The organism is Thermococcus sp. M36, from assembly GCF_012027355.1.
Lineage (GTDB): Archaea > Methanobacteriota_B > Thermococci > Thermococcales > Thermococcaceae > Thermococcus.
Map to the genome: position 1 here is coordinate 103,290 of NZ_SNUH01000001.1, position 20,994 is coordinate 124,283.

Genomic DNA, 20,994 nt, shown 5'->3' on the forward strand with positions numbered 1-20,994 from the left:
CTTCATTTTTTGGCCCGGAGGTGATGTCCGTGGGGATCGTTGAGATTGTTGGCAGTTTCATCATGCTCTTTGAGCGGAGAGAGAACCCGCTGGCCCTGCCAGAGGCCGTTCCGGATAAAGAAAATGACACTGAAAACTTCTAGGATTTCTCCGCGAGTTTTTTGGCTTCTTCCAGAACCTTCGCCGCGTGGCCCCTGGCGCGGACGTTGATCTTCTTCCAGACGATTTCTCCATTGGGGTTAAAGATGAAGGTGCTCCTTATGACCCCCTCGTACTCCTTCCCGTAGCGTTTCTTTTTGCCCCATGCGCCCAACGCTTTAATCAGTTCGGCGTTCGGGTCGCTGAGGAGCTTTATCTTTAGGCCGTGCTTCTCCTTGAAGTTCCTGTGGCTTCTCACTGAGTCCTTAGAAACACCAATCACCTGAAAGCCGAGCTTCTCGAACTCCGGGAGGAGCTCCGTGAACTCCTTTGCCTCGGTCGTGCAGCCGGGCGTGTTGTCCTTCGGATAAACGTAGAGCACCGTCCACTTACTGTTCAGGACATCCCCGAGGGTTACCTCTTTTCCGTCCTCATCCAAAACCTGAACTTCAAAGAGGCCCATACCACCACCAGAATAATTAGGGATCCCTAACCCATAAAGCTTTCGTGGGAAAGGTTATTTAGGGGTGTCCTCGGACTTCCATGTTAGGTGAGACCATGAGGCTGCCGTCCCACAAGACAAAGATAATAGCCACGATAGGCCCCGCATCACTCAGCAGGAGCACCATAGAGGCCATGATAAAGGCTGGGATGAGTGTCGCCAGGATAAACTTTGCCCACGGCGATGAAGAGCAGCACGAGAAAACCATAGAACTCATAAGGAAGTCGTCCGAAAGGCTCAAGCGCCCCGTGGCAATCCTAGGCGATCTCCCGGGGGTTAAAATACGCGTTGGGGAGATACAGAACGGTTCCGTTGTTCTCAGGCGCTGGCAGACTGTAACCCTCACCACGAGGGACATAGTGGGAAATGAGGCTGAAATCCCGGTTCAGTTCAAGGAATTTCCCAAAATGGTCTCCAAAGGCGACATAATATACCTGAGCGACGGGTTCATAGCCCTCCGGGTCGAGGATGTTAGGGGCACCGACGTCGTGTGTAAGGTTCTCGTTGGGGGAACCCTCTTCTCCCACAAGGGCATAAACGTCCCAAACGCCAGAATGGCCATAGACGCTGTTACCAAAAGGGATCTAGAGCTGATAGAATTTGCCATCGAGCACGGAGTGGACGCAATAGGCATAAGCTTCGTGGGTTCCGCGTATGACGTCATTAAAGTCAGGAGGTTTGTCGAAGAGAAGGGGGGCGACATGTTCATCATCGCCAAGATTGAGAGGCCTGACGCCGTCAGGAACTTTGACGACATACTGTGCGCCGCCGACGGGATAATGATAGCCCGCGGGGACCTCGGAGTCGAGATGCCCATCGAAAAGCTGCCGGTTCTTCAGAAGAAGTTGATACACAAGGCCAACATCGCCGGAAAGCCCGTGATAACCGCGACGCAGATGCTCGAAAGCATGACCGAGGAGAAGCTTCCCACAAGGGCAGAAGTTACGGACGTCGCCAACGCCATCCTCGACGGCACCGATGCCGTCATGCTCTCCGAGGAGACCGCCGTCGGAAAGTATCCCGTGGACACGGTAAGGATGATGGCCAAGATCGCAAAGACCACAGAGGCCTACAGGGACTCCCAGTGGTCCACCAGGGTAATGGAATGGAAGATGAAGGGCTGGAGCGAGAAGGGCCCCAAGAAGGGCACAATAAAGGACACAATAGCCCGGAGCATAATAGAGGCCCTCAACTCGATAGACATCAAGTACATCCTCACCCCAACGAGAACCGGGGAGACCGCCCGGCTGATATCACGCTTCAAGCCCAAGCAGTGGATACTGGCGTTTGCCACCGACGAAAGGGTGGCCAGAAGGCTCATGTTCTCCTACGGGGTCTACCCCTTCGTCGTTAACGAGACCACCGAAGAAGAAATCCTGATGCTGATAAAAGGCCTGGCGCTTGTAAGGGACGGGGACACCGTCCTCCTGACCAAGGGCACCCCCATAGGGAAGACTGTCGGGACGAACACGATAAGGATATTTACCGTGTAGCCCGGCCTCTTTTCTTTTAATTTCCCGTCCGCGCGTGGAAAAAAGGGAAAAGCGCCCTCACGCGCCGGACTTCTTTGAGTCCCCCGGCCCACCGACGGCCAGCCCGAGAAGCGAGGTCAGGTATATCGCCCCTATCCCCACAGGGTTCAGCTGGGCCCCTGGGGGGAGGGGGACCTCTGACATCACATAACCCACCAGGACGGACATGCCCACAATGGTCAGGACAAAGCCCCAGCGGGTGAAGAACGCCAACAGGGAGCCAACTGCAGGAAGCAGGAAAACCGCCATGAACAGGACCACGAGGAAAGATGCTATGCCCACACCTACCTCGGTGAGGGTGCTTGTCTCCATGTCCATGTACGCGTCCACGTCCTCAAGGACGTTTCCGACCCACTTCAGTGCCCTTGCCAGGAAGCTGTCGGTGTTCCCTATGTTGGAGCCGAGAACCAGTAGAGTGACCGTCCCGTAGGACATGCTCACCGTCCGCTCCGTCTGCCCACCCGATGCCGTGATCACCGGGGCCACTAAGAGGGCCAGCAACAGGACAATTGCCAGAACAACCCTCGCAGCCGAGCCCATTTACACCACCACTCCTAAGACTGGTACCCCGGTCTAATAAATCTTTCCTCACATCGGGCCCGGTGGGGGCTTTACATTTTTCTCTTGAAAGCCTCACTCTTTTGGGGTCGGGAGAGCTCAGGACCCCGGATACGGCGGCCTGTACTCTACAGGGATCCTCAGGATTCTAAGCTCTCGGAAGCATTTACCGGAATGGTTTCATGGCCATTATGGCGATAGGATAGCAAGAAAGTGGATGATGTGGCATAGCGCCAGAAAAGGTTAAGGGCAGGTATCAGACCCTCCCCAGCTCCTCAAACTTCACCAGCACCTCTGCCTTGCTCCGTATCAGGTTCTGCCTGGCCACTTCTTTTCCGTCCTTAAGGTAGACCAGTGTCGGGACGTTGAATATCTCGAACTCGTTCACCAGCCCGTTCCACTCGTCCGCGTTTACGTGAACCACGGTAATCTCCGGGAACTCCGCACTGAGCTCTTCCATGAAGCTCTCGACTATTCTGCATGGTGGACAGCCCGGGATGGAGAACCACAGCACGACTTTTCCGTCCCTGAAGTTAAACTTTCCGTCATACTCCACTATCAATCTCCTCACCTCCGGAGAATAAAAATGAAAGGGCTCAGATTTTGGCCCTCTTCAGCAGGAGCGAGTTGCTCACGACGCTGACACTGCTTATCGCCATTGCTCCGGCCGCCCACTCCGGCCTGAACGCTATCCCGAACAGCGGGTAGAGCGCCCCCGCCGCTATCGGGATGAGGATTATGTTGTATATCATTGCCCAGAAGAAGTTCTGCTTTATCTTAGATAGGGTTTTCTGACTGAGCTTTATTGCCCTGACGACGTCCCTTATGTCGTTCCTCATGAGGACTATCTCACCGCTCTCCATGGCTATGTCGGTTCCCGAGCTTACCGCTATGCCTATGTCGGCCTGTGCTAAGGCAGGGGCGTCGTTTATACCGTCCCCGACGAATATCACTATCTCACCCTTTTCCTGCAGCTTCTTGACCTCGTTGGCCTTGTCCTGCGGGAGCACCTCAGCAAGGACGTAGTCTATGTTGAGCTGCCGCGCTATCGCGTTTGCAGTTCTCCTGTTGTCGCCCGTTATCATGCCGACCTTCTTGCCCATCCTGTGAAGCTCCTCTATTGCCTCCCTGGCGTTTTCCTTGATAGTGTCCGCTATGCCCATCACACCAGCTATCTCACCGTCTATGGCTATGATTATGGCCGTCTTCGCCTCGTCCTCAAGCCTGTGGAGGTTTTCTTCAATATCCTCAATCGGATACCCTGCCTCCCTAAGGAGCTTCCTGTTTCCGGCGAGGATTTCCCTGCCCTGCACTTTGGCCCTAACACCCTTGCCGGTGATGGCCTCAAACTCCTCCGGCTCCTCTAGCTCAAGGCCAAGCTCCTCCGCCTTCCGGACTATGGCCTCTCCAAGCGGGTGCTCGGAGCGCTTCTCCGCCGAGGCAACGAGCCTTATGAGCTCCTTCTCGTCCATGCCAAAGGTTATGACATCAGTAACCTCAGGCTTCCCCTTTGTGAGGGTTCCTGTCTTGTCGAAGAGCACCACCGTTGCCTTCCTCGCTATCTCAAGCACTTCACCGTTCTTGATGAGTATGCCCATCTCGGCCCCCTTGCCCATGCCCACGGTCAGGGCAGTGGGTGTCGCCAGGCCGAAGGCACAGGGGCACGCTATGACGAGGACGCTGATCAGTGTCGTGAACGCGAAGAGCAGGGGCTCCTTTGCTATGAAGTACCAGTAGGCGAAGGAGAGGAGCGCCACTGTAAGAACCACTGGTATGAAGTAGGCCACTATCTTGTCTGCTATCCTCTGGATCGGGGGCCTGGTGTTCTGGGCCTCTTCAACGAGCTTGATGATCTGAGCCAGAACCGTGTCGCCACCGACCCTCTTTGCCTCGATCTTGAGCACGGAGTTCCTGTTTATGGTTCCGCCTATGACCTCGTCCCCCTCCTTTTTGAGGTTGGGTATTGGCTCACCGGTTATCATGGACTCGTCGACGTAGCTCTCGCCCTCGAGTACAACACCGTCAACCGGTATCTTCTCTCCCGGCTTGACTATGACGATGTCGCCCACCTTGACCTGGCTGACAGGGACTTCGACCTCCTTGCCGTCCCTTATGACCGTCGCCTTCTTCGCCTGCAGGCCCATAAGCTTCTTTATGGCCTCGCTTGTTCTTCCCTTCGCCATGTGCTCAAGGTACCTGCCTAGCAGCAGGAAGGCCAGCAGGAGCACGCTTGCCTCGTAGAAGTTGTAGTCCTCAGGAAGGACGCCGATGGTTGCCAGCACGCTCGCTATGTACGCCGAACCGACGCCTATTGAGTACATCACGTCCATGTTGAGCGTCCTGTGCTTCAGCGAACGGACGGCCTTCAGGAACACGTCCCTGCCGGAGTACGCTATGACCGGGGTCGCCAGGAGGAACTGTATCCAGAGCATGTAAGGTATCTCAAAGTCCAGTCCAAGGAGCCAGCGGTATGTCATGAATGTTATGAGGCCGCCGAAGAACCATGCCACCACGAGCTTCTTTTTCATTTCCCTGAGGTGCCTTTCCCTGGCCTCTTTCTCTATGTCAACGCTCTCCTCGCCCTCGACGCCCAGGAACTGGTACCCGAACTCCTCTATCGTTTTCTTTATGTCGTCCATCTCGACCACTGTGGGGTCGTAGGTCACATTTGCTGTCTCGGTTGCCAGGTTGACCCTGACGTCCAGAACGCCGGGGAGCTCCTTGAGCGCGGTCTCTATCGTCCTGACGCACGAAGCGCAGGTCATTCCACCGATCTTGATCACTGCGTCCCTCTTTTCCCTGACCACACCATAGCCCACGCTCTCTATGGCCTTGATTATCTGGGACAGACTGACCACGGACTCGTCAAACTTCACGAAGGCTGTTTCGGTTGCCAGGTTGACCCTGGCGTCCTTCACGCCCTCCAGCTCCTTGAGGGCCAGTTCTATTGTCTTGGCGCACGACGCGCAGCTCATTCCGGTAATCTTAATATTCACTTCCACCGGAGTTCACCTCCGATATATGCTCTATTCGAGATATTCATGAACTTATTTTTTGACAAAGTGGAAAGGGCAATAGAAGGATTTTTATAGTTTGGAAGGAATAAGCCTCCATGGTGGTGGGAATGAAGATAGACGACCTTGACCTCAAGCTTATTTACCTCCTGATGGACAATTCCAGGCTCAGCATCTCTGAACTCGCCGAAAAGCTCGGTGTCAGCAGGCCAACGGTGAAATCCCGGCTTGAGAAGCTGGAGAAGGATGGCATAATACTCGGCTACACCATAAAGATCAACCCCGACCTCCTCAGGGCACACAACGTGGTTGCCCTCATCGTAAAGACTGACGAGCCCGAGAAAATGAACGAGTTCGAGGAGATAATCGAGATAAACCGCTTTACCAGCAGGAAGTACCTCATAAAGGTGGCAGTCGAGGACATGGAGCAGCTCCGGAGGGTTATAGAAGGGGCTGGCTTTGAGGTCATCGAGATAATGCCCATCCTCGAAAACATCGAGCGCACCGCCCCACCGAAGGTCAAGATACCGTTCAAGTGCGACTACTGCGGAAAGGAAATAGTCGGCGAGCCGATAGTCTACAAGTACCGCAACAGGGTTTACTTCTTCTGCTGCCCGACATGCCTAACGGAGTTCAAAAAGACGAGGGAAAACATAGAAAAGTTCATGCTAAAGGAAGAGGGCAAGGTAGAGCACGCTCACGAGCACGAGCACCACGCCCATGACTAGATCTCCCCTGCCGCTCAGGGATGAAAGCCTGTCAACGGCCCTGCCGAGCCGGGCGTATCTGGTTCCGTAGTGGAACCCAAGGGTCACGACGGCGAAGGGCAGCACGGAGATCCCGACGAAGACCACCAGCAGTGCAGCGGTAGTGGCCGGTGGAAACTGGCCCGAGAGCAGAGAACTGACGAGCAGGTAGGAGGGCAGTACACAGGACAGCGAGAGGAAGGCCATTATACCCCCTATCACGAACGCCGCGGGGGGAGACGTTGCCTTTTCAAGTATCCTGTTGCTCCTTTCCCTCAGAGGGCTGGAGACGGGGAGCGTCACATAGCCCAAGGCGGAGAATATTTTGTAGAGGCCGACGGCTACTCCAAAGGCGACCACGAAGTACCTCAGGAAGGGCACCTTCGTATGGAGGTTCATCAGGGCGACGGCGATGACCGAATAGCCCAGGAACGCACCGAGTGTAAAGGCAAAGCCCACCCTGAGGACCTTCCTCTCATCGGTGAGCGCTATCATCGAAAGGAGGAAGACGATCATCAGAAAAATTGACGGCCGGAGTGCGTTCAGTATTCCTAGGACTATCACGGAAAACGTAACGCCGGTAAACTCAGCGACGTTCTGGATGGGCCCCTGGGGTATCCCGTCAGCGGCCACTGCAAGTATCGCGTGGGTTATGTCCATCAATCCCACCTCAGTGCTCCATCGAGGGTCTTCCCTCCCGGACGATGAATACGCTTGAATTATCCTTCATTGATATTTTAACTTTATCCCCCCTAGAGAGACACGGCACATCTATGGGATGGGTGTACCTGACCTTGAGCACCTCACCCCCCGCCGTGACAACAGCGGTGCACGTGAGCTCGGTATACTCCTGGTTGGGGATGCAGTCCGTATCGGCAAGTACGAGGGCGTTCTCCGAGTTCAGAGGCTTCCCCTCAACAAGAACGCCGTGAAAAACGTCCTGCCTTTTTTCAGGGCCGACCGTGGAATAGTATGCCGCGGCCAGGAGAACGGACAGCAGAACCACGAGAAAACCCACAGCGTACTGCCTCATCTCTCTCCCCCACTAAAAACGGATAAAGATGAAAAAACAGGAGGGACCTCACTCATTGTCCTCATCTATGCCCATGTACTTCTCGCAGTACTCGTGCATCTCCATCCAGTTGCTGCCCATGTACTGCTCCATGTAGGACTCCATGGCCTCGTGCATCTCGGTGAAGTTACCGCTGGCCATGTAGTCCTCCATCTGCGCGTACATCTCGTCGTCCATCATGCCATGCATGCCGTAGCCCATCATGCCGCCGTGCATACCATAGCCGCCCATGGGCCCGAAGCCCCAGCGGCTTCCGGTTCTCTCCGCTATATCGAATCCGCCACTATGGGCCATTCCAAGGGGAACCGCTATGAGCGCCCCGATTATGAGTCCTATAAAGAGGGACTTCCACTCCATTCTGCATCACCCCGTTATTTGCTTCCATCAGTACATTGGGGCATAAGTAATAATAGGCTTACCCTTCGCAAAGTGGAAACAGAGAGCGATAGATTTTTCTGGAGTGAAAGGATAAATCCCTTCAGGAGTTTACATTAGATAAAAGTGATGGAAATGTCAAAAACTGCGAAAAAATACGACCGGTTTTCACGGATTTACGACTCGTTTGAGGCTCTGGTCGAGAGGAGAGCTTTCTCAAGGTACAGGGAGAGGGCAGTACGCCTTGCCGAAGGCAAAGTCCTGGAAGTCGGTATCGGAACCGGAAAGAACCTGCCCTATTATCCTGAGGGAGTGGAGGTCATTGGAATAGACTTCAGCAGGGGGATGCTTGAAAAGGCGGAGAAAAGGAGAAAAGAACTCGGCCTGAAGAACATCCGGCTCCTGCATATGGACGTCCAGAACCTTGAATTTGAAGACAACACATTCGACACTGTTGTTAGCACCTTCGTCTTCTGCACCGTGCCCGATCCGGTTAAGGGCCTGAGGGAGGTTTACAGGGTTCTAAAGCCCGGAGGGAAAGCCATATTCCTTGAGCACATGAAGAGCAGGTCAAAGCTTCTCAACGTTCCCCTCTACATGATGGAGCCGTTTATGAGGGCCATGCTGGGCACATCCATGCTCCGGGAGACCCAGGACAACATTGAGAAAGCGGGGTTCCGAATAGAGAAGGTGGAGAACCTGTTTTTTGACATTGTGAGACTCATAATCGCGAGGAAGCCTGGTAAAGATGATAGCGAGAAAGAACCTGTTCCATGATAAGGGCAGGCTGACAATGAGCGTGGCCGGGGTGGCCCTTTCGGTGACACTGGTCATAATACTCCTGGGAGTCTACTACGGCATGACGACGCTCGGGACGAACTACATTGTGCATACCGACGCCGACCTCTGGGTCGGACAGGAGGGCATCCACGACCTGTGGCACACGTATTCACTCCTCCCAAGGGGCCTTGCCGGGGATATAGAGGGCGTGGATGGCGTTGAGAGCGTCCACGAGCTCATAGGGAGGGCGGTTCAAATAGAAGTCCCCAACACCGGCGCCAGAAAGACGGTCTACATAGTCGGCTTTGACCCCGCCAGCGGGGTCGGCGGCCCGTGGGACATCGTTAGAGGCACGGGTGAAATACAAAAAGGTGAGGCCGTGGTAGACCAGGTGTTTTTCACGAGGAACGGTCTTAAACTCGGCCAGACGCTCAGGATCGGGAACAAGGAGCTGAAGATAGTTGGTGTCTCCAGGGGGACGTTTGCGGTGGTTTACCCCTACATCTTCGTGACCACCGAGGATGCCGCCGAGATATTCGGCACTACGCAGTACGTGAACTACTACCTCGTCCAGCTCTCCGGCGACAGGCCGGCAGACGAAGTGATTAACGACATCACTGGGAGGCTGGCGGAGAGGGGTGTAGCGGTCGAGATACTGACGAAGGAGAGGTTCATCCAGAACCACAGGGACGTGATAAACGAGAGCTTTAACTCAATACTCTTCCCTCTGGTGTTTATAGGGTTCATAATCGGCGCGGCGGTCATAGGGCTTACGCTCTACACCATGACGATGGAGAAGATGAGGGAGTACGCGATACTGAAGGCAATTGGAGCGCAGAACAGCTTCTTGAGGAGGATAGTCTTTGAACAGGCGGCCATAATAACCCTGCTTGGTTTTGTCGCAGGCATCTGCCTCTCCCTGCTCGCCACGGCCCTGGTGCCCAGGTTCGCCCCGGAGTTCTTCGTGGAGATGAACTACGAGACCGTGGGCATAACGTTCGCAGCGGTCCTGCTCATGGGGCTGACCGCGCCGCTGATCCCGATAAGGAGGCTCAACAAAGTTGACCCGGTGGTGGTCTTCAATGCCTGAGGCCATCCTAAGGGCAAAGAACCTCACAAAGGTGTACGGCTCGGGCAGAACCGCGGTGAGGGCAGTTGACAGCGTGTCCCTTATCCTCAAGAGGGGCGAGGTGGTTCTCCTCATGGGGCCGTCCGGTTCGGGAAAGACGACGCTCCTCACCATGCTCAGCGGGCTTTTGAGGCCAACCTCCGGGAGCATAAAACTGTACCCCCCTGAAAACCCCCGGAAGCCCATAGAGCTGACGGGACTCACCCAGGACGAGCTGGCGAGGCTCAGGCTTGAGAGGATGGGCTTCATATTCCAGCACTCCAACCTGCTGGAGGCGCTGACGGCGGTAGAGAACGTCATGGTGCCCCTGCTGATCAAGGGCGTAAAGAAGGCAGAGGCCAGGGAAAGGGCCGAGCGCCTCCTGGGGGAGCTGGGTATGGGGGACAGGCTTAACAGCAAGCCTTCGGAGCTTTCCGGGGGCGAGCAGCAGAGGGTGGCCATAGCGAGGGCTCTGATAACCGACCCTGACATCATAATAGCCGACGAGCCTACAGCAAACCTCGACTCAAAGAACGGGAAGGAGGTCATAAGGCTCATCCACGAAAGGGCAAAGAAAGATGGTAAGTGCGTGATAATAGCCACTCACGACCCCAGGATACTCGGCTTCGCAGACAGGATACTCTACATGGAAGACGGAAAGATATACCGGAAGGACAGCCGGCAGGCCGAAAAGCTGCTGCTTTTTGAAGAGTAGGAGCAGATATAGGGAGGCCGATTTTATTTCCCATTTCTGTCCAAAACCATTTATTGAGAACTTCTGGTTTAATAGGGCCCTATAATTCTTTATTTCGTCAAAAGGACAGCTCTCGTGCCGAAAAGTATATATATGCAGCTCTATTCATAAATGACCAGGTGGTGGGCAATATGATGGAAAATTACACAAAATTGAGTACTTATGAAGGTATCGTTCAGACCATCGGCAACACACCCCTTGTGAGGCTGAAGAAGATCGAGAGGTATTTCAACCTCAAAAACGAGCTCTACGCCAAAGTGGAGTTCTTCAACCCCGGGGGAAGCATAAAGGACAGGATAGGCAAGTACATGATCGAAGGTGCTAAGAGGGAGGGCAAGATCGTCGAAGGCGGTGTGATAGTCGAGCCCACCTCGGGCAACACCGGCGTGGGCCTTGCCCTGGTTGCGGCCGACGAGGGCTACATGACGGTCTTCACGATGCCGGACAAGATGAGTCTGGAGAAGGAGCTCCTCCTCAGGGCAATGGGCGCCTTTGTCATTAGGACTCCCACCGCTGTGGCCCCGAGCGACCCGAACTCCTACTATAAGGTGGCAGAAGCTGTAAGAAACCTCATCTGGAAGAAAAGGAGGGCAGTAACCCGGGAGGAGCTTAAGGAGATAGTTGAGTATGTGCAGAAGCTTGTTGATGAGGAGAGGCTCGACGAGCTCAGGGCAATCCTTGAGGAGGAAGTGGAGGAAACACCCTACGCCTACATCCCCAACCAGTACTTCAACAAATACAACCCCCTGGCACACTACGAGACCACCGCGAGGGAGATATGGGAGCAGACCGGAGGGGAGATAGACTACCTCTTTGCGGGGATAGGCACCGGCGGAACTATAACAGGCATTGGACGGTACCTCAAAGAGAAGAAAAAGGAGGTCAAAATAATAGGCGTTGACCCGGTTGGCTCGATATACAACCTCGTTAAGAAGGGAATGAGCCTTGAGGAGGCCGTGAAGAGGGCACACCCGTACCTCGTTGAGGGAATAGGCGAAGACCTGCTGCCCGAGACCGTTGATTTAAGCCTCGTGGACGACATCGTCGTAGTCAATGACCAGCAGGCATTTGCTATGACGCGCTTCCTCGCGAGGAAGGAGGGAATTCTGGCGGGCGGCTCATCGGGCGCGGCCCTCTACGGGACTGTAAAGTACCTCAAGGAGAAAGGCATTGAGGGCAAGAAAGTCGTCGTGATATTCCCGGACACGGGGAGGAACTATCTCACGAAGGTGTTCAACGACGAGTGGCTCATCGAGAACGGCTTCGAGATTGACGATGAAAAGGTCCTGGAGGTGCTGAGATGAGGTTCTCAACTAGGGCCATTCACGTCGGCGAAGAGCCGGAGGGCATGCAGCACGGCGACGTTGTTTCCCCCATCCACCTCTCGACCACCTTTGCAAAGAAGAGCGTGAGGGAAGTTGAGGAGGGCTATGTCTATTCAAGGAGCGGCAACCCCACGAGGGATGCACTTGAGAGAAAGCTGGCGGCACTTGAGAACGCAAAGTACGGGCTGGCTTTTTCCTCAGGACTCGCGGCGGAGTCAACGATACTCCTGGCGTTGTTGAAGAAGGGCGACCACGTTGTGGCCTTTGACGACCTCTACGGCGGTACCAAAAGGCTCTTCAACCAGGTGATGGAGCGCTTCGGTATTGAGTTCACCTACGTTGATGCAAGGGAGCCGGAAAACGTTGGAACGGCAATAAAGGAAAACACAAAGATGGTCTGGCTCGAAACCCCCACGAACCCGCTCCTGAAGCTCGCGGACATAAAGGCAATAGCCGAGATTGCCCACGAGAGGGACATCATCGTGGTTGTGGACAACACCTTCGCGAGCCCCTACTTCCAGAACCCCCTTGACCTCGGCGCTGATGTGGTGCTCCACAGCGTCACCAAGTATCTAGGCGGGCACTCCGACGTTGTCGGTGGAGCGGTGATGGTCAACGACGACGAGATTCACGAAAAGCTTAGGTTCCACCAGAACGCGGTTGGGGCAATCCTTTCGCCATTCGACTCCTGGCTCGTTATGAGGGGGATTAAAACGCTCGCCGTCAGGATGGAGAGGCACGAGAAGAACGCCATGACGATAGCGAGGTATCTTGAGGAGCACCCGTTGGTTGAGAAAGTTTACTACCCCAGCTTGCATTCCCACCCGCAGCACGAACTCGCAAAGAGGCAGATGCGCGGCTTTGGAGGCATGCTGTCCTTCGAGCTCAAGGGCGGGCTTGAAAAGGCAGTGAAGTTCATCGAGAGCCTGGAAGTCTTTGCCCTCGCCGAGAGCCTCGGCGGTGTTGAGTCGCTCATAGAGCTACCTGCCATAATGACGCACGCCTCCGTCCCGAGGGAGGAGAGGGAGAAGGTCGGCATAAAGGACTCGCTCATCAGGGTCTCCGTCGGGATAGAGGACGTCGAAGACCTCATTGAAGACCTTGATAGGGGCTTCCGGGCGGTGAGAGCATGATACCTGGCATCGAAGAGATACGGCTCTTCCTGGAGAAGCTGGGTTTTGATCGGGGCTCAATAAACGAACTCATAGAGCAGATAGAGTACTTTGAGACCGAGGCGCCGGAGAGGGACGACATCGTGAGGAACTATCTGCGGGACGAGTGCATAGAGAGGATGATCGATGAGATAGTCAGAGAGGTACTGCGGCTGGGGAGAAAGGAGGTGAGGCTCCTCGACGTCGCCGCTGGCTCGGGCTTCTTCACGGAGCGCATAAAGAAGAGGCTCGAGGAGATGGGGGTGCGGACGGAGGTCTACGCCCTCGATATAACGCCCAGCATGCTGAGGAGGCTTAAGGAAAAAGGCATAACTCCCATCTGGGGGGTTGCCGAGAGGATAGGGGACTCGATAAGGATAGCCAACAAACACTACGGCCTCAGTGTGCCTGAGAAGTTCGATGTCGTGGTCTCAACCCTGGCGTTCCATCACTTCATTAACCCCGAAGGCGTTCTGAGGAGCATCAGGGGCGTCCTTGAGGATGGAGGCAGGGTGGTCATCATAGACGTCCTCAAGCACAGCCACGGCGAGTTCAAGGACACCCTGAAGGACACCCACCTCGGCTTTTCGCTGGAAGAGATAAAAGAGATGGGCTCAAGGGTGTTCGGGAAGGTCGAAGCCCGGCCCCTCGGACTGCACTGTGAGGTTGACGGTGTCCTCATCGGGCTCTACAAGGCAGTGTTTGCTTAGGAATGTCCCTTTTCTGCCACTTCTTTTAGCCTTGAGTGTGCCCTCAAGAGCTCCTTTTTAATGATGTGCTCCACTATCAGGAGGTTCAGAATCTTCCCAGAAAACCTCCGCGGAGGGTGTAATGAACCCTTTCGATGCTCAGTGTCATGCCGTCTGCAGGGATGAAGCAGTGTTCATACCTCAGGTTCTTTAAAAATGCCTCCCCCTCCACCATCTCCCCGGAATAGAAGGAGTTCTCCTTAAACCCCACAATCCGGTATTTTGCCCACCTTTTGGCCCCCTTTTTCCGGGTATAGTAAATCAGCCCCTTTTTCAGTCTCCCATCGCCCTCGGTCCTGAACTCGTATTCCTGCCAGAATAGTACTAGATTACTGATGTCTGACACCAAAGAAAAGACTTCCTCGATTTCCGCACCAATAAGAACAGCCACCCCAATACAGTGGGAAAAGCCCTCACGTGGTCTACACTTCAGGAACTCAGCCCGGCCACTTTTGAGCCTCTCGACAACAGGATGAATTTCCTTTGGGCAGTATTTCTCCAGGCCCATCGCCACAGCCCCCGTTCATCCAGCGGTTATCAGAGGGCAGTTAGAAACAAAAACATAAAAACAGGCGAAAGGACATCAGCCCTCTAGGAGCTTTCTCCTTCTCCTCTCGTACTCTTCGTCGTCTATCTCGCCGCGTGCATACTTCTCGTCCAGTATCTCGAGGGCGCTCTTCTTTGAGGTCTTTTCACTGGAGCTCTGCTCAACGAGCCACTTGACGAACCACACTATTCCGACGATTATCAGAATCCAGAACAGGAGCATGAATATTGCCCCGAACCAGCCAAAGTAACCGAATCCCATCATGTCGTGCCACCCCCATTCAGTTTCTCCTACATGAAGGAGATAATTTCCAAAACTTTCAAACATCATTTCGCTCGCCTCATAAGTTGTTTACCTGTAAAAGATTATAGAGCTTATTGTTATCGAAATTGAAAGGCTTCTCAAGAAATTTTTTCAAAGTGTGAGGTAAAACGCCCATTAAATCATACAATTTGCATGGACAATGTTTAAAATTCAGTTATTAAAATTAATAACTTGGTGATAATATGGCGAAGATACTTGCTAAGGTTAGTGAAAAAGATGTAACCTCAGCTATAGTTGACACGTTTTACAGTATGCTTAGGAACTACACGGAATCGGACGTAATAATAGTGGGGGCTGGACCAAGTGGATTGATAGCAGCAAGAGAGCTTGCAAAAGCGGGCAAGAAAGTTTTGGTTATAGAAAGGAACAACTATTTAGGAGGAGGCTTTTGGATCGGAGGATTCTTAATGAACAAAATAACAGTGAGGGCACCAGCACAAGAGGTGTTAAAAGAACTTGGTGTCCCATATGAGAAATACACGAAAGGTCTCTATGTTGCAGATGGTCCTCATGCGTGTTCAAAGCTAATAGCAGCTGCTTGTGATGCGGGAGTGAAGTTCCTCAACATGACAAGCTTTGATGATGTGGTTATAAGAGATGGAAGAGTTGCAGGTGTTGTGGTGAACTGGACTCCAGTTCAGGCTTTGCCAAGGCAAATAACCTGTGTTGATCCAATAGCTCTCGAGTCAAAGCTTGTAATAGACGCTACTGGACACGATGCCTTTGTTGCTAAGAAGCTTGAAGAAAAAGGACTAATAAAGACGAGAGGACACGGCTCAATGTGGGTAGAAGAAAGTGAGGATGCTGTAATAAATCACACAGGCGAGGTTTATCCAGGGCTTATAGTTACGGGAATGGCAGTTTCTACAGTTTTTGGACTTCCAAGAATGGGACCAACCTTTGGAGGAATGCTCTTAAGCGGAAAGAGAGCCGCCGAGGTGGCTTTAGAGAAGCTCAAAGAACTGGAGTGATACCAATGAAAATTTACATTGAAGATTCCTTTTCATTTTTTGAGGAGATTAGGAAGGTCTTCAAATTCTCCGTGGAGTTTAGCCCCTATGTATTTAAAGACCCCTATTTTCTGGCATACATAAGAGTGAGGAACCCAAATAAGAGGGAATTTTACGAGCCTTTCCCTATTGAAGTAGAGAATGAAAAGAAGGGTCTCATAAATGGAGTTATCTATGATGGCGTGGAACTGCTAAAATATTTCTCTCGAGACGTTGATACCTCTGAGCCGACAGTTTTGATAACGAACAGGCTTATAGCCACATTTGGAGAGGATGGACGGTATCACCTTAGAATGATTGTAATGGGGCCTGCAGCAATAATTTCGCTTAAAGGAATACTCTATGCCCCAGCAAAGTCTCCCCAATATTATATGAAGCATTCATTTGGATTTAATGAGAAAATCAATGTAAATGTTGGCAAAGTGTTAAAAATGCTCCTTCTTCAGTTCTATGCTTATTTTAAGCATGAAGAAATCTTTTGCGAGAACGAGGAATGCATGCTCCACAATTGCCATACAACAGAGGAGATAGAGAAAGTGAAAGGGCTGTGTGAAAAACATAGAAAGATGCTTGGAGATGTTGTAAATTTAAGAGGACTATATGGAATGTGTGAAAAAGAGTAACATAGAGTTAATGCTTGTTGTCATGCTTTTAAAAATGCTACTTTTTAGAATTAACCAAATTTTTAAATTTTGAATACTATTTAAAGTTTTATTTTATTACTCACCTAGAACTTGTGAAAAGAAGCTTTTTGAGGACTTACTTTTTTTAGAAATTTATTAACTTCAAATTATTAACTATAAGTTTACGAAAATTATAAATATTTAATATGACAACTAGACATGGTGATTCCTATGGGATGGCTATGCTATGCGGCCTGTGCAGCAGGATGCGTGGGCGGATGTGGAGCAGTCTGCTATATAACTGGAGCAACTGCAACGTTTGTAAGTTCCCAAGCCGCGATGGCTGGAGCAACTGCCTATGCATATGAACATTAAGGTGAAGGACATGTCCCATTTTGTTCGCTCTTTTATTTTTTTCCGGAGTGAACTAGGGACAGAATATTTATTCGATGACGTAACTGGCATTGTACTCCAGATTCCTTCAGAGATCAACTCACGAGTTAAACATATTCTCTTAGATAGTACAACACCTACCGAGGCTTTAGTTAAAATTCGCAAAGAAGCAATGGAAGAAAATAACTATTCTGGAATTTACAGAATTTTGGAAATTTTGATCTCCCATTTTGGGGCATTTTACAGACTTCCTCTGGAAACCTATACATTTGAAATAGGAGAGGACATGTTGCGATATATGATTCTGAGAGACGGGCTTTATGAGCTACTTCTGGAAGTTACTAATAACTGCAATTTTAGATGTCGGTATTGTGTATTCGGAGGTAGTTATAAAGATTTCAGAACTCATGGACACTCGTTTATGACGCAAGAAATAGCAATAAAAGCAATTGACTTATATTTTGATTACTTGGAAGAAGGAGCATTCTTAAATCCCAAAAGAGAGCCAACAATAGCATTTTACGGAGGTGAGCCCCTTCTTAACTTCAAAATAATTGAGAAGTGTGTTAACTATACAAATCATAAATATTCAGACGAATTTACTCCTCGATACACAATTACAACTAATGCTGCTCTGATAAATAAGAGAATAGCGGAATTCCTCGTTAAAAATGATTTTGATGTGTCCATAAGCTTAGATGGCCCTAAGAATGAACATGATAGAAATAGAATATTACCCAACGGTAGGGGCACCTTTGACTTGGTCATGAGGGGCATATCCAATCTTAAGGAGGCCCAGAAAAAGTATGGCTCTAAAAAGGAGTACTTTGCTCTAGTTACCTATGATCCCAAGTCTAATTTATACAATATGGCGAAGTTTTTTGATGAGGAATCGCCAATACGTCCCATAATCGCAAACCCCGTGCGTTCTATGGGGACTACATATTACTCGCTATTCACTACAGAGGACTATATAAATCACGAAAGAATGTTAAGGGAGCTTTTTAAAAAATTTCTTAAGGATTCAAAGAATAATCACAACTCAGTGTTTCTTGAGATTCTCTTTGGTGGGCCCGGAACATTGATGTTCTACAGAAACATTTTAAGTCGTAAAAATCCAACAGCCACATTCACATCAACTTGTATTCCAGGATTTAAATGGTATGTAACCACCGATGGAAAAATCCAAGTATGTGAGAGAGCATCTCCCATTACTATAATTGGAGATATTAATGAAGGTTTAAATTTCTCCGCAATAAAAACACTAATTCAAAAGTACTTTAAGCTAATAAATAAGAAGTGTAATTACTGTAGCTTGGCTCACAGCTGTGCAAGATGCTTTGCGTATTTGGGCTCAGAAGACTGTAGTCTTTTTAAGCGCTGGGTAATTGACGGATTAAAAACCGCATTCACAATATACGAGAATAATCCAGAATATTTCGAAAGAAGACTATCAATACTGAAAGAAAAAGGTGGGGTTTATGAATTGGAAAACCTTTAAGTTATATCCTTGGGTATATTATTATAGAGGCACAAATGGAGCAACACTCTACGACTGGCTAAATGGGAAAATATTAAGTCTGAACAATGAGCAGGCAAAAGTGCTGGAAGAATTAATAAAAGGAACGTCTGAAGATTTTATCACCGAGCACGAGAAATTCATAGACAGATTAAAGAGCTTTGGGTTCATTTCTCCCAAGAATATTTACATTGACAATATCACAGTAGGTTCAAAGCTTCAAAAAGCGATGCAATTTATAAATACTTTCCAAGTACAACGACTTGATTTAGTACTTAGTACGCCCTGTGATAGATATGACTCATGCCCAGTAAGAATTCCTAAGATTGCATCTCATGCATGTGAATCCTGTTTAGGATGTGCAAGAGAGGAAAAATCAAACAAGAATATTAGCCACGAAAAAATAATGAAGCTCTTAAAAGTGTTTAGACCTCCAGTAGTGACTTTGAGCGGGGGAGAATTGTTCACTGATGCCCCACTAGTTGAGAGTGTATTATCACTCCTTTTAACAGCTGAGTATCCTCAAATAACGGTCTTAATAATGCCACTACATGCTATAATGAAATTCAAAAATGAAATTGCGAAACACGTAAGTATGTTTGCGCAGAAAGGCAGGAATCTTGTACTAACTGCCGTACTCACTAAACATGGCTTTAAGGATATTCCAAAAATCTTAGAAATAGGAGAGGAGTTTAATATTCCACTTACTTTTGTGGTATATATAAATCTTGATGAACCTCCTGTAGAGATATCAAGATTAAACAACTTACAAAAAACAGCCACAATAGTACCTGCGTTTTATTCTCTTAGTGGAAGGAACATTCTTGAAAATCTTAAGGAATTTTTAAATGTACATGTACATCCTATAAACTCATATATAGCTAAATCAATATCAATCGAAAGTTTAACGAGGGTAGTTGAATACAACTATGCTCAGTGTTTATATGGGAACCTGCTGATAAAATTTCCCGAAGAAGAGATATCCACCTGCAAGGGATACTACCTTTTGAACTACAAACTAAGGAAACTGAGTAGAAAAGCACTTCAAGAGGTCATGTCATTGTGGGATGACCCATGTGAAGATTGCTCCCTAAAAGGAGCATGCACAATGTGTCGTACCACAGTTAGATCTCTTCATATCACTCCAAATTCCTGCCCAATATGGAAGAAAGCCCTGGAGGTGGAGAAATGAAACCAACAAGGACTCAAATCCTCGAAGAGCTCACATATACTGTAAAGCATATTGGGATAAACCTTCTTTTAATACCCTTTATGACGGCTGTTCTCTACTGGATGGCGAGCTTGAATCCCATACCAAGTGATGAAGTCGTTGGAAGCCTGAGCATCTCCCTCTCCATAATAGTTTCCCTCTTCTTCAGCGGCACAGTTTCCAGGGAAAAGCTTTTGGGCATCCACGAGATTCTTCTCAGTCTCCCGCTTGACCCGGTTCAGCTCGTGTTCATCAGAGCTCTCGGAGGCTTTATCATAGGAATCACGGGGATAGCTTTGGGTAGTATCGTCGGATGGGTGCTTACTGAATACCTAGGCAATCCCCTCTCCCTGACAAAAATATTCAGTGGAGTCCTAATATCGGCTCCTCTCCTCTTCAGCTTCATTTTTCTGGTAATCCTGATAACGTTCCTATTCCACTCGACACGCCTCGACGTTGCAAAGGGAATCATCGCCTTTGTGGCATTCTTTGCACCCCTCTACATCCCCAAGTATCTGGGGACGGGACTCTCAATACCAATGGCATTCGGTATTTCCCTGCTCCTCTCCACAGGAGCCATCGCCCTCTCTTTTTCAATGATAAAATCTCTCGGCACGAGGCTTGGGGAGAAAATGGTACTCATCTGAGGTGGCCATCATGATAGGGCTTGAAAATGTGAAAAAGAGCATAAATGGAAAAGAAGTTCTTCGAGAGATAACCATCACCGTAATGCCCGGTGAAATCCACGCATATCTCGGCCACAATGGAGCGGGTAAAACCACCACTTTCCGCATCCTCCTCGGCCTTCTCGTCCCGGACTCCGGTAGGGTGGAAGTCCTTGGAGCTGACCCGCTCAAAAACCCGGGGGTGAGGGCAAGGATTGGTTACCTTCCTGAGTACGACCTTCTGTATCCGAACCTATCGGTGTGGGACAACCTCAAGCGCTATGCCTCCCTCAAGGGGGTTTACGATGAAAAGGAACTGCAGGAACTGCTGGAGTTTTTCGAGATTAAAGAATACGCCAAGAAGAAGATATTGGCCCTCTCAAGCGGAACTCAGCGGAGGGTCGCGATGGCAAGAGCCTTTATTGGAAGCCCTGAGGTTTTCATTCTCGACGAGCCCACCAGAGGTCTCGACCCGGAATGGCGTCTGAAATTCAAGCGATTTTTGGGAAGATACGTGAAAGAGAGGAATGCCACGGTCCTATTCTCCACCCACATACTGAGCGACGTTGATGAGCTATGCGAGAAGATTACGGTTATCAAAGAGGGCAGAATACTATTCTCCGGAAGTCTGGAGGAGTTCAAGCGCAGTTTCCCCACTGGAACTTCAATTTCCCTAAAGGTGGGGAACATCAAGATGGCCGCTAAAGTGCTTAAGGAAAAGGGATACTCTCCAAAAATCATGAAAGAGTACATCCTGCTGGAAAATGCCGAGCCGTCGGAAATCAACACGCTCCTCGTGAGCAGAGGCATAACCGTTGAGGAGATAAAACGAAACGAGCCCACATTGGAGGAGCTCTATTCGATGCTTCACAGAAAAAACGGATAAAATGAAAGAGTGG

23 protein-coding genes are annotated in these 20,994 nt (G+C 50.3%); 14 read left to right on the forward strand and 9 right to left on the reverse strand.

The window, feature by feature from the left end; genetic code table 11:
- Positions 1-139: 139 nt before the first annotated feature.
- On the reverse strand, positions 140-601 hold the full coding sequence (locus E3E36_RS00565) for a peroxiredoxin (protein ID WP_167893521.1): 462 nt from the start codon (positions 599-601) through the stop codon (positions 140-142).
- 95 nt (positions 602-696) lie between these two features.
- On the opposite strand from E3E36_RS00565, the gene pyk reads away from it, so the two are divergent.
- On the forward strand, positions 697-2,133 hold the full coding sequence (gene pyk / locus E3E36_RS00570; protein WP_167893522.1) for a pyruvate kinase: 1,437 nt from the start codon (positions 697-699) through the stop codon (positions 2,131-2,133).
- A gap of 57 nt (positions 2,134-2,190) precedes the next feature.
- On the opposite strand, the gene E3E36_RS00575 is transcribed toward pyk, so the two are convergent.
- From E3E36_RS00575 to E3E36_RS00585, 3 genes are all read right to left on the reverse strand, one after another.
- Complete coding sequence (locus E3E36_RS00575) at positions 2,191-2,712, reverse strand: hypothetical protein (protein ID WP_167893523.1); 522 nt, start codon at positions 2,710-2,712, stop codon at positions 2,191-2,193.
- Between the two features lie 274 nt (positions 2,713-2,986).
- Complete coding sequence (locus E3E36_RS00580) at positions 2,987-3,292, reverse strand: thioredoxin family protein (protein ID WP_167893524.1); 306 nt, start codon at positions 3,290-3,292, stop codon at positions 2,987-2,989.
- Between the two features lie 34 nt (positions 3,293-3,326).
- A complete protein-coding gene (locus tag E3E36_RS00585) occupies positions 3,327-5,732 on the reverse strand; it encodes a heavy metal translocating P-type ATPase (protein ID WP_167893525.1) in 2,406 nt (801 codons plus the stop codon).
- Positions 5,733-5,854: 122 nt separating this feature from the next.
- Between E3E36_RS00585 and E3E36_RS00590 the strand changes: the two genes are divergently transcribed.
- Positions 5,855-6,472 carry a TRASH domain-containing protein gene (locus E3E36_RS00590; protein WP_167894652.1) on the forward strand — a complete coding sequence of 206 codons (618 nt, stop codon included), beginning with the start codon at positions 5,855-5,857 and terminating at the stop codon, positions 6,470-6,472.
- Here E3E36_RS00590 and E3E36_RS00595 read toward each other — a convergent pair.
- The 3 genes from E3E36_RS00595 to E3E36_RS00605 are packed head-to-tail and all read right to left on the reverse strand — an operon-like array spanning position 6,413 to position 7,919.
- Entirely contained in the window at positions 6,413-7,150 is a 738-nt protein-coding gene (locus tag E3E36_RS00595) for a cytochrome C biogenesis protein (protein ID WP_167893526.1), read from the reverse strand. The two genes, E3E36_RS00590 and E3E36_RS00595, sit on opposite strands and share 60 nt — an antisense overlap.
- Positions 7,151-7,160: 10 nt before the next feature.
- Positions 7,161-7,523, reverse strand: coding sequence for a hypothetical protein (locus E3E36_RS00600; protein ID WP_167893527.1), 363 nt, complete (start codon positions 7,521-7,523; stop codon positions 7,161-7,163).
- Between the two features lie 48 nt (positions 7,524-7,571).
- Positions 7,572-7,919, reverse strand: a complete 348-nt coding sequence (locus E3E36_RS00605; RefSeq protein WP_167893528.1) for a hypothetical protein — start codon at positions 7,917-7,919, stop codon at positions 7,572-7,574.
- 153 nt (positions 7,920-8,072) lie between these two features.
- On the opposite strand from E3E36_RS00605, the gene E3E36_RS00610 reads away from it, so the two are divergent.
- From E3E36_RS00610 to E3E36_RS00635, 6 genes are all read left to right on the forward strand, one after another.
- Positions 8,073-8,714: a class I SAM-dependent methyltransferase gene (locus E3E36_RS00610; RefSeq protein WP_167894653.1), complete on the forward strand. Its 642-nt coding sequence runs from the start codon at positions 8,073-8,075 to the stop codon at positions 8,712-8,714.
- On the forward strand, positions 8,686-9,807 hold the full coding sequence (locus tag E3E36_RS00615; RefSeq protein ID WP_167893529.1) for an ABC transporter permease: 1,122 nt from the start codon (positions 8,686-8,688) through the stop codon (positions 9,805-9,807). The genes E3E36_RS00610 and E3E36_RS00615 overlap by 29 nt, the downstream gene beginning before the upstream one ends.
- Complete coding sequence (locus E3E36_RS00620; RefSeq protein ID WP_167893530.1) at positions 9,800-10,540, forward strand: ABC transporter ATP-binding protein; 741 nt, start codon at positions 9,800-9,802, stop codon at positions 10,538-10,540. The genes E3E36_RS00615 and E3E36_RS00620 overlap by 8 nt, the downstream gene beginning before the upstream one ends.
- Before the next feature lie 170 nt (positions 10,541-10,710).
- Positions 10,711-11,883: a PLP-dependent cysteine synthase family protein gene (locus E3E36_RS00625; RefSeq protein ID WP_167893531.1), complete on the forward strand. Its 1,173-nt coding sequence runs from the start codon at positions 10,711-10,713 to the stop codon at positions 11,881-11,883.
- Positions 11,880-13,037, forward strand: coding sequence for a cystathionine gamma-synthase (locus E3E36_RS00630; RefSeq protein WP_167893532.1), 1,158 nt, complete (start codon positions 11,880-11,882; stop codon positions 13,035-13,037). The genes E3E36_RS00625 and E3E36_RS00630 overlap by 4 nt, the downstream gene beginning before the upstream one ends.
- A complete protein-coding gene (locus E3E36_RS00635) occupies positions 13,034-13,765 on the forward strand; it encodes a class I SAM-dependent methyltransferase (protein ID WP_167893533.1) in 732 nt (243 codons plus the stop codon). The genes E3E36_RS00630 and E3E36_RS00635 overlap by 4 nt, the downstream gene beginning before the upstream one ends.
- Positions 13,766-13,850: 85 nt before the next feature.
- On the opposite strand, the gene E3E36_RS00640 is transcribed toward E3E36_RS00635, so the two are convergent.
- Positions 13,851-14,312, reverse strand: coding sequence for a hypothetical protein (locus tag E3E36_RS00640; protein ID WP_167893534.1), 462 nt, complete (start codon positions 14,310-14,312; stop codon positions 13,851-13,853).
- 75 nt (positions 14,313-14,387) lie between these two features.
- Complete coding sequence (locus E3E36_RS00645; RefSeq protein WP_167893535.1) at positions 14,388-14,615, reverse strand: SHOCT domain-containing protein; 228 nt, start codon at positions 14,613-14,615, stop codon at positions 14,388-14,390.
- A gap of 242 nt (positions 14,616-14,857) precedes the next feature.
- Between E3E36_RS00645 and E3E36_RS00650 the strand changes: the two genes are divergently transcribed.
- From E3E36_RS00650 to E3E36_RS00675, 6 genes are all read left to right on the forward strand, one after another.
- Entirely contained in the window at positions 14,858-15,646 is a 789-nt protein-coding gene (locus E3E36_RS00650) for a sulfide-dependent adenosine diphosphate thiazole synthase (protein WP_167893536.1), read from the forward strand.
- Positions 15,647-15,651: 5 nt separating this feature from the next.
- Positions 15,652-16,308: a DUF6775 family putative metallopeptidase gene (locus E3E36_RS00655; RefSeq protein ID WP_167893537.1), complete on the forward strand. Its 657-nt coding sequence runs from the start codon at positions 15,652-15,654 to the stop codon at positions 16,306-16,308.
- A gap of 385 nt (positions 16,309-16,693) precedes the next feature.
- Positions 16,694-18,202 carry a radical SAM protein gene (locus E3E36_RS00660; RefSeq protein WP_167893538.1) on the forward strand — a complete coding sequence of 503 codons (1,509 nt, stop codon included), beginning with the start codon at positions 16,694-16,696 and terminating at the stop codon, positions 18,200-18,202.
- Positions 18,183-19,412: a hypothetical protein gene (locus E3E36_RS00665; RefSeq protein ID WP_167893539.1), complete on the forward strand. Its 1,230-nt coding sequence runs from the start codon at positions 18,183-18,185 to the stop codon at positions 19,410-19,412. Before E3E36_RS00660 ends, E3E36_RS00665 begins: the two co-directional genes overlap by 20 nt.
- The gene (locus E3E36_RS00670) at positions 19,409-20,077 is read left to right on the forward strand and encodes an ABC-2 transporter permease (protein ID WP_167893540.1); all 669 of its coding nucleotides are present in this window, start codon (positions 19,409-19,411) and stop codon (positions 20,075-20,077) included. Before E3E36_RS00665 ends, E3E36_RS00670 begins: the two co-directional genes overlap by 4 nt.
- Before the next feature lie 10 nt (positions 20,078-20,087).
- Positions 20,088-20,981 carry an ABC transporter ATP-binding protein gene (locus E3E36_RS00675; protein ID WP_240911743.1) on the forward strand — a complete coding sequence of 298 codons (894 nt, stop codon included), beginning with the start codon at positions 20,088-20,090 and terminating at the stop codon, positions 20,979-20,981.
- Positions 20,982-20,994 lie beyond the last annotated feature (13 nt).

Bases quoted from the DNA above. Each gene is read 5' to 3' on its own strand.
- E3E36_RS00565 (WP_167893521.1), bottom strand. From the start codon at position 601: ATGGGCCTCTTTGAAGTTCAGGTTTTGGATGAGGACGGAAAAGAGGTA.
- pyk (WP_167893522.1), top strand. From the start codon at position 697: ATGAGGCTGCCGTCCCACAAGACAAAGATAATAGCCACGATAGGCCCC.
- E3E36_RS00575 (WP_167893523.1), bottom strand. From the start codon at position 2,712: ATGGGCTCGGCTGCGAGGGTTGTTCTGGCAATTGTCCTGTTGCTGGCC.
- E3E36_RS00590 (WP_167894652.1), top strand. From the start codon at position 5,855: ATGAAGATAGACGACCTTGACCTCAAGCTTATTTACCTCCTGATGGAC.
- E3E36_RS00595 (WP_167893526.1), bottom strand. From the start codon at position 7,150: ATGGACATAACCCACGCGATACTTGCAGTGGCCGCTGACGGGATACCC.
- E3E36_RS00600 (WP_167893527.1), bottom strand. From the start codon at position 7,523: ATGAGGCAGTACGCTGTGGGTTTTCTCGTGGTTCTGCTGTCCGTTCTC.
- E3E36_RS00605 (WP_167893528.1), bottom strand. From the start codon at position 7,919: ATGGAGTGGAAGTCCCTCTTTATAGGACTCATAATCGGGGCGCTCATA.
- E3E36_RS00610 (WP_167894653.1), top strand. From the start codon at position 8,073: ATGTCAAAAACTGCGAAAAAATACGACCGGTTTTCACGGATTTACGAC.
- E3E36_RS00615 (WP_167893529.1), top strand. From the start codon at position 8,686: ATGATAGCGAGAAAGAACCTGTTCCATGATAAGGGCAGGCTGACAATG.
- E3E36_RS00620 (WP_167893530.1), top strand. From the start codon at position 9,800: ATGCCTGAGGCCATCCTAAGGGCAAAGAACCTCACAAAGGTGTACGGC.
- E3E36_RS00625 (WP_167893531.1), top strand. From the start codon at position 10,711: ATGATGGAAAATTACACAAAATTGAGTACTTATGAAGGTATCGTTCAG.
- E3E36_RS00630 (WP_167893532.1), top strand. From the start codon at position 11,880: ATGAGGTTCTCAACTAGGGCCATTCACGTCGGCGAAGAGCCGGAGGGC.
- E3E36_RS00635 (WP_167893533.1), top strand. From the start codon at position 13,034: ATGATACCTGGCATCGAAGAGATACGGCTCTTCCTGGAGAAGCTGGGT.
- E3E36_RS00640 (WP_167893534.1), bottom strand. From the start codon at position 14,312: ATGGGCCTGGAGAAATACTGCCCAAAGGAAATTCATCCTGTTGTCGAG.
- E3E36_RS00645 (WP_167893535.1), bottom strand. From the start codon at position 14,615: ATGATGGGATTCGGTTACTTTGGCTGGTTCGGGGCAATATTCATGCTC.
- E3E36_RS00650 (WP_167893536.1), top strand. From the start codon at position 14,858: ATGGCGAAGATACTTGCTAAGGTTAGTGAAAAAGATGTAACCTCAGCT.
- E3E36_RS00655 (WP_167893537.1), top strand. From the start codon at position 15,652: ATGAAAATTTACATTGAAGATTCCTTTTCATTTTTTGAGGAGATTAGG.
- E3E36_RS00660 (WP_167893538.1), top strand. From the start codon at position 16,694: ATGTCCCATTTTGTTCGCTCTTTTATTTTTTTCCGGAGTGAACTAGGG.
- E3E36_RS00665 (WP_167893539.1), top strand. From the start codon at position 18,183: ATGAATTGGAAAACCTTTAAGTTATATCCTTGGGTATATTATTATAGA.
- E3E36_RS00670 (WP_167893540.1), top strand. From the start codon at position 19,409: ATGAAACCAACAAGGACTCAAATCCTCGAAGAGCTCACATATACTGTA.
- E3E36_RS00675 (WP_240911743.1), top strand. From the start codon at position 20,088: ATGATAGGGCTTGAAAATGTGAAAAAGAGCATAAATGGAAAAGAAGTT.